7 protein-coding genes are annotated in these 6,085 nt (G+C 65.5%); 3 read left to right on the top strand and 4 right to left on the bottom strand.

What is annotated here, in order from left to right:
* Positions 1-1,138: calcium-binding protein (locus EJE94_RS08750; RefSeq protein ID WP_133372255.1), on the top strand; the 1,138-nt coding region annotated here is incomplete at its 5' end.
* Between the two features lie 72 nt (positions 1,139-1,210).
* Here EJE94_RS08750 and guaA read toward each other — a convergent pair.
* Together guaA and guaB are read right to left on the bottom strand one after the other, a co-directional pair.
* Positions 1,211-2,776, bottom strand: coding sequence for a glutamine-hydrolyzing GMP synthase (gene guaA, locus EJE94_RS08745; protein WP_121243388.1), 1,566 nt, complete (start codon positions 2,774-2,776; stop codon positions 1,211-1,213).
* Positions 2,777-2,833: 57 nt separating this feature from the next.
* Positions 2,834-4,294 carry an IMP dehydrogenase gene (gene guaB / locus EJE94_RS08740; RefSeq protein WP_121243387.1) on the bottom strand — a complete coding sequence of 487 codons (1,461 nt, stop codon included), beginning with the start codon at positions 4,292-4,294 and terminating at the stop codon, positions 2,834-2,836.
* A gap of 71 nt (positions 4,295-4,365) precedes the next feature.
* Between guaB and EJE94_RS08735 the strand changes: the two genes are divergently transcribed.
* Positions 4,366-4,812 (top strand): DUF4124 domain-containing protein, encoded by a 447-nt coding sequence (locus EJE94_RS08735; protein ID WP_121243386.1) that lies wholly within the window; start codon positions 4,366-4,368, stop codon positions 4,810-4,812.
* Between the two features lie 3 nt (positions 4,813-4,815).
* Here the strand turns inward: EJE94_RS08735 and EJE94_RS08730 are convergent, their stop codons facing one another.
* The gene (locus EJE94_RS08730) at positions 4,816-5,145 is read right to left on the bottom strand and encodes an RnfH family protein (protein WP_121243385.1); all 330 of its coding nucleotides are present in this window, start codon (positions 5,143-5,145) and stop codon (positions 4,816-4,818) included.
* Positions 5,138-5,569 carry a type II toxin-antitoxin system RatA family toxin gene (locus EJE94_RS08725; protein ID WP_121243384.1) on the bottom strand — a complete coding sequence of 144 codons (432 nt, stop codon included), beginning with the start codon at positions 5,567-5,569 and terminating at the stop codon, positions 5,138-5,140. The genes EJE94_RS08730 and EJE94_RS08725 overlap by 8 nt, the downstream gene beginning before the upstream one ends.
* 63 nt (positions 5,570-5,632) lie before the next feature.
* Between EJE94_RS08725 and smpB the strand changes: the two genes are divergently transcribed.
* A complete protein-coding gene (gene smpB / locus EJE94_RS08720) occupies positions 5,633-6,082 on the top strand; it encodes an SsrA-binding protein SmpB (protein WP_121243383.1) in 450 nt (149 codons plus the stop codon).
* The last annotated feature ends 3 nt before the right edge of the window (positions 6,083-6,085 follow it).

Raw genomic sequence — 6,085 nt, 5'->3', positions numbered from 1 at the left:
GGGCACCCTCACCCTCTATGCGGGCGACACGGGCATCGAGCGGGTGGTGATCGGCACCGGCACGGCCGCGGCGGCCGTGACCATCGCCACCACGGCGCTGAGCGTGAATGCGGCGGCGGTGGGCAACGGCCTGACCCTGATCGGCAACGCCGGGCAGAACACCCTCACCGGCACCGCATTCGACGATATCCTCGACGGGCTCGCCGGTGCCGACACCCTGGTCGGCGGCACCGGCAACGACATCTACGTCATCGACAACGCGCTCGACGTCGTGACCGAAGCCTTCGGCGGCGGCACCGACCTCGTCCGCGTCGCCATCGCCACCGCCGGCGGCACCTATACCCTCGCCGCCAACGTCGAGAACGCCACCCTCGTCTCCACCGTCGCCTTCAACCTCACCGGCAACGATCTGGACAACGTCCTCACCGGCAACGCCGCCGCCAACACCCTCAACGGCGGCATCGGCAACGACACCCTTATCGGCGGCGCCGGCAACGACACCCTCGTCGGTGGTGCCGGCAACGACATCTACGTCATCGATTCCCTCGCCGACATCGTCACCGAGGCTCCCGGCGCCGGCACCGACCTGGTCCAGGTCAATGTCGCCACCGCCGGCGGCACCTACGTCCTCGCCACCAACGTCGAGAACGCCACCCTCGTCTCCACCGTCGCCTTCAACCTCACCGGCAACACCGGCGACAACACCCTCACCGGCAACGCCGCCGCCAACGTCCTCAACGGCGGTGCCGGCAACGACGTCCTGATCGGCGGCGGAGGCTCCGACACGCTCACCGGCGGCCTCGGAAACGACATCTTCGTCGTCAATCAGGTCGCGACGCTCGTCGCAAGAATTTCCGACTTCATGACGGGCCAGGATCGTGTCGCGTTGGGACAGGCGACGTTTGGCGGACTTTTCGACGGGAGCGGATCACTGCAGGCCGGCGTCTTCGACATCGACGAAACCGACAGCTTCTCGAGCGACAGCCAGCGGCTGCTCTACAACGTGTTGACCGGCACGCTCAAGTACGATCCCGACGGTCGGCTAGGCTCGTCCGCCGCCGTGCCGATCGCATCCTTCGGCAGCGTCGGTATGAGGCCGAGCCTGAGCGACGCCGACTTCATGATGCTTGCCTCGTAGGCACGGACGCGGCGTCACGGCAGGGCGACTCAAACCGATTTGAGCCGCCCCGCCGGAATGCGCGGGATTACTTCACTCCCACTCGATGGTGCCCGGCGGCTTGCCGGTAATGTCGTAGGTGACGCGGTTGATGCCGCGCACTTCGTTGACGATGCGGTTGGCGACGCGCCCCAGCAGTTCGTAGGGCAGTTGCGCCCAGCGCGCGGTCATGAAGTCCTGGGTCTCGACGGCACGCAGCGCGACGACGTAGTCGTAGGTGCGACCGTCGCCCATCACGCCGACGGATTTCACCGGCAGGAACACCGCGAACGCCTGGCTGGTCTTCTCGTACCAGTCGGCGGCGCGCAGTTCGTCGATGAAAATCGCGTCGGCGCGGCGCAGCAGATCGGCGTATTCCTGCTTGACCTCGCCGAGGATGCGCACGCCGAGGCCCGGGCCGGGGAAGGGGTGGCGATAGACCATCTCGTGCGGCAGGCCCAGTGCGATGCCGAGCTCGCGCACCTCGTCCTTGAACAGCTCGCGCAACGGCTCGCACAGCTTGAGGTTGAGCGTCTCGGGAAGGCCGCCGACGTTGTGGTGGCTCTTGATGGTGTGGGCCTTCTTGGTCTTGGCGCCGGCCGACTCGATCACGTCGGGGTAGATGGTGCCCTGCGCCAGCCAGCGCGCCTTGGGCAACTTCTGCGCCTCCGCCTGGAACACCTCGACGAACTCGCGACCGATGATGCGGCGCTTCTGCTCGGGATCGGTGACGCCGGCCAGGTGGCCCATGAACTGCGCCGAGGCATCGACGTGGATGACCTTGACGCCGAGGTTGCGGGCGAAGGTCTGCATCACCTGCTCGGCCTCGTTGAGGCGCAGCAGGCCGTTGTCGACGAAGACGCAGGTGAGCTGGTCGCCGATGGCCTTGTGCAGCAGCGCCGCGACAACAGAAGAGTCGACGCCGCCCGAGAGGCCGAGGATCACCTCGTCCTTGCCAACCTGGGCGCGCACCTTCTCGATCGCCTCGGTCACGTAATCGGGCATGTTCCAGTCGCCGCGGCAGCCGCAGATGTCGCGCACGAAACGCACGAACAGGTCGCGGCCCCTGACGGTGTGCGTCACCTCGGGGTGGAACTGCACGCCGTAGAAGCGACGCGCGTCGTCACCCATGCCGGCGATCGGCGTGGCATCGTTGGCGGCGATGACCTTGAAGCCGGTCGGCAGCTCGGTGACCTTGTCGCCATGCGACATCCAGACGTCGAGCAGGCCGTGGCCCTCGGCGTTGACGCTGTCCTGGATGCCGTCGAGCAGCTTCGAGTGGCCGCGGGCGCGCACCTCGGCGTAGCCGAACTCGCGCTTGTGGGCGTTCTCGACCTTGCCGCCGAGCTGTGCGGCCATGGTCTGCATGCCGTAGCAGATGCCGAGCACCGGCACGCCGAGGTCGAACACCACTTGCGGTGCGCGCGGCGTCTCTTCCTCATACACCGAGTTCGGTCCGCCCGAAAGGATGATGCCCTGCGGATTGAATTCGCGGATGAAGTCCGCGGAGACGTCGTTTGGGTGCAATTCGCAATAGACCTGCTGCTCGCGCACGCGGCGGGCAATCAGCTGGGTGTACTGGGAACCGAAATCGAGGATGAGGATTTTCTGGTGGGACATGGCAAACCCCTGAAACAAGAAAGGCGGCCGCAGCCGCCTTTCGGGTTGAAACGCAAATTAGTCGGCGTGGTAGTTCGGCGCTTCCTTGGTGATCTGCACATCGTGGACATGCGACTCGCGGATGCCGGCCGAGGTGATCTCGACGAACTCGGCCTTCGCGCGCATCTCGTCGATGGTCTTGCAGCCGACGTAGCCCATCGAGGAACGCAAGCCGCCCATCAACTGGTGGATCACCGCGGTGACCGGGCCCTTGTATGGAACGCGGCCCTCGATGCCTTCGGGCACCAGTTTCTCGACGTTGGCGTCGGAATCCTGGAAGTAGCGATCGGCCGCGCCGTCCTTCATCGCACCGAGCGAGCCCATGCCACGGTAGGACTTGTAGGAGCGGCCCTGATAGAGCACCGTCTCGCCCGGCGCCTCCTCGGTGCCGGCGAAGAGGCCGCCGAGCATCACGCAATTCGCGCCGGCGGCGATGGCCTTGGAGATATCGCCCGAATAGCGGATGCCGCCGTCGGCGATCAGCGGGACGTTCAGGGACGCCAGCGCGTTGGCGACATTGTCGACCGCGGTGATCTGCGGCACGCCGACGCCGGCGACGATGCGGGTGGTACAGATCGAGCCGGGGCCGATGCCGACCTTGACGGCGTCGGCGCCGTGATCGACCAGCGCCTTGGCGGCGGAGCCGGTGGCGATGTTGCCGCCGATGACCTCGACCTGCGGGAAGTTCTTCTTGACCCACTGCACGCGCTTGAGCACACCTTCGGAGTGGCCGTGGGCAGTGTCGACGACGACGACATCGACGCCGGCCTCGGCCAGCGCCTCGACGCGCTCCTCGGTGCCCTCGCCGGTACCGACGGCGGCGCCGACCAGCAGGCGGCCGAAGCTGTCCTTGGCGGCGAACGGGTACTCGGAGGACTTGAGAATGTCCTTCACGGTCATGAGGCCGCGCAGTTCGAAGGCATCGTTGATCACCAGCACGCGCTCGAGGCGGTGCTTGTGCATCAGCGCCTTGGCCTGTTCCGTGGTGGCGCCTTCCTTGACGGTGATGAGGCGCTCGCGCGGCGTCATGATGTTGCCGACGGTTTCGTCGAGACGGGACTCGAAACGCAAGTCGCGGTTGGTGACGATGCCGACCACCTTGCCGGCGTCGACCACGGGCAGGCCGGAAATCCGGTGAGTGCGGGTCAGGGCCAGCACTTCGCGCACCGTCATGGTCGGCGGAATGATGATCGGGTCCTTGAGCACGCCGGACTCGTAGCGCTTGACCTTGGCGACTTCGGCCGCCTGGGCCTTGGGATTGAGGTTCTTGTGGACGATGCCGATGCCGCCTTCCTGTGCCAGGGCGATCGCGAGGCGAGCCTCCGTCACCGTGTCCATGGCCGCGGAGACGAGGGGCAGGTTCAGGTTGATTTTGCGCGTGAGGCGGGTCGCCAGGGAAACGTCGCGCGGCAGGATCGCCGAGTGGGCGGGAACCAGGAGGACGTCGTCAAACGTCAGCGCCTTCTGGATTAGTCTCATGCTTTTATCCTCGGTGCCAAAAACGTATTATACGGGCGTCGCCCAAGCTCAGGCAAACCGAGGACACCCGCATGCGCACGCCGACCCTGATTTCCCTGGCAACACTGCTCGTCCTGCCGCTGGCCGCCAGCGCGCAGATCTACAGCTGGAAGGACGCCAGCGGCAAGACCATCTATTCCGACAAGCCGCCGCTGGAAAAAAAGGTGCAAACGCGCGAAGTGGCGGTTGGATCCAAGGGCGGCAGCGAGCCCGCGGCACCGGCCACCGCGCCGGCCAAGCCCGCCGAGGGACCCGCCAATGGGGCTCCGCCGGCCAAGAGCGAGGCGCAGCTGAAAGCGGAAAACGAAGCCCGCCAGAAATTGTGCGACAACGCCCGCATGCGACTGATTCAGCTCGAGTCGACGGACAAGACGCTCGTCACCAAGGACGAAAAGGGTCAGCCCGTGCCCCTCGTCGGCGAGGCCAGAAAAACTCAGACCGACAATGCCCGCAAGGACGTCGAGCAATGGTGCAAGTAGGCGCTACTCCTCGCCAGTCCCGCCGCCCTTTTTCATGACCTTGCCCTCGGCGGCGCGCTGCTTTCGCACCTCCTTGGGATCGGCGATCAGCGGACGGTAGATCTCGACGCGGTCGCGGTCGCGCAGGACGGTGTCGGGCTTGGCCAGCTTGCTGTAGATGCCGAACCTGCCCTTGGCCGGATCGATCTCCGGGTGTTTCTGCGGCAGGCCGGAAACCTCGATCGCCTGCTGCAGGGTCGCCCCCTGCGGCAGCTTCAAATGAATGAGCTCCTGCCGCGCCGGCAGGGCATAGACAACCTCGACGTTGATCGATGCGGGTGCTGAATCAGCCATAGATCTGGTTTGCCCGTTTGACGAAGGATTCGACGAAGGTCTCGGTGATGCGGTGGAACACCGGTCCCAGCGCCTTTTCCAGCAGTTTGCTCGAAAACTCGTAGTGCAACCTGAACTCCACCTTGCAGGCCGTATCCCCCAGCGGGGTGAATTTCCAGCCGCCGTCCATGTGCTTGAACGGCCCCTCGGTCAGGCGGATATTCATCCAGCGCGGCATTTCCTTGTCGTTGCTGGTGGCAAAGTGGGCCTTGATGCCATGGTAGTTGATGTGGATGCGCGCCGCCGTCCGCTGCGCCGTGCGCTCGAGCAGTTCGCTGCCGCCGCACCAGGGCAGGAACTTCGGATAGTCCTCGACGCCGTCGACCAGCTCGAACATCTGCTGGGCGGTGCGCTCGATCAGCACGGATTTCTCGACAACGGCCATGGCAGGTGGCTACGATAGAATTTGCCGATTCTACCGCGCGCGCCGCCCCCCAGCCTCTTCCCCATGAGCATCATCGACAACAAGAAGGCCTTCCACGATTACTTCATCGAGGAACGCTTCGAGGCCGGCCTCGCCCTCGAGGGCTGGGAGGTCAAGTCCATCCGCGCCGGCCGCGTCCAGCTCAAGGAAGCCTACGTCGTGCTGAAAAGCGGCGAGGTCTGGCTGATCGGCTGCCATATCAGCCCCATGACCACCGCATCGACCCACGTCCGGGCCGACCCGACGCGGACCCGCAAGCTGCTGCTCCACGCCGAGGAGATCAAGAAGCTCATCGGCAAGGTCGAGCGCGCCGGCTACGCCCTGGTGCCGCTGGACATGCACTACACCAAGGGCCGCATCAAGCTGGCCATCGGCCTCGCCAAGGGCAAGAAGGATTACGACAAGCGCGAGACCGAGAAGAAGCGGGACTGGGAGAAGGAGAAGGCCCAGCTGATGCGCAACAAGCGCGGCTGAGCA

Source organism: Sulfurisoma sediminicola, from assembly GCF_003865015.1.
In the GTDB taxonomy this organism is placed as follows: Bacteria; Pseudomonadota; Gammaproteobacteria; order Burkholderiales; family Rhodocyclaceae; genus Sulfurisoma; species Sulfurisoma sediminicola.
The sequence above is the reverse complement of the archived record's forward strand: the minus strand, read 5'-3'. Positions and strand labels throughout refer to the sequence as shown.

Bases quoted from the DNA above. Each gene is read 5' to 3' on its own strand.
- guaA (WP_121243388.1), bottom strand. From the start codon at position 2,776: ATGTCCCACCAGAAAATCCTCATCCTCGATTTCGGTTCCCAGTACACC.
- guaB (WP_121243387.1), bottom strand. From the start codon at position 4,294: ATGAGACTAATCCAGAAGGCGCTGACGTTTGACGACGTCCTCCTGGTT.
- EJE94_RS08735 (WP_121243386.1), top strand. From the start codon at position 4,366: ATGCGCACGCCGACCCTGATTTCCCTGGCAACACTGCTCGTCCTGCCG.
- EJE94_RS08730 (WP_121243385.1), bottom strand. From the start codon at position 5,145: ATGGCTGATTCAGCACCCGCATCGATCAACGTCGAGGTTGTCTATGCC.
- EJE94_RS08725 (WP_121243384.1), bottom strand. From the start codon at position 5,569: ATGGCCGTTGTCGAGAAATCCGTGCTGATCGAGCGCACCGCCCAGCAG.
- smpB (WP_121243383.1), top strand. From the start codon at position 5,633: ATGAGCATCATCGACAACAAGAAGGCCTTCCACGATTACTTCATCGAG.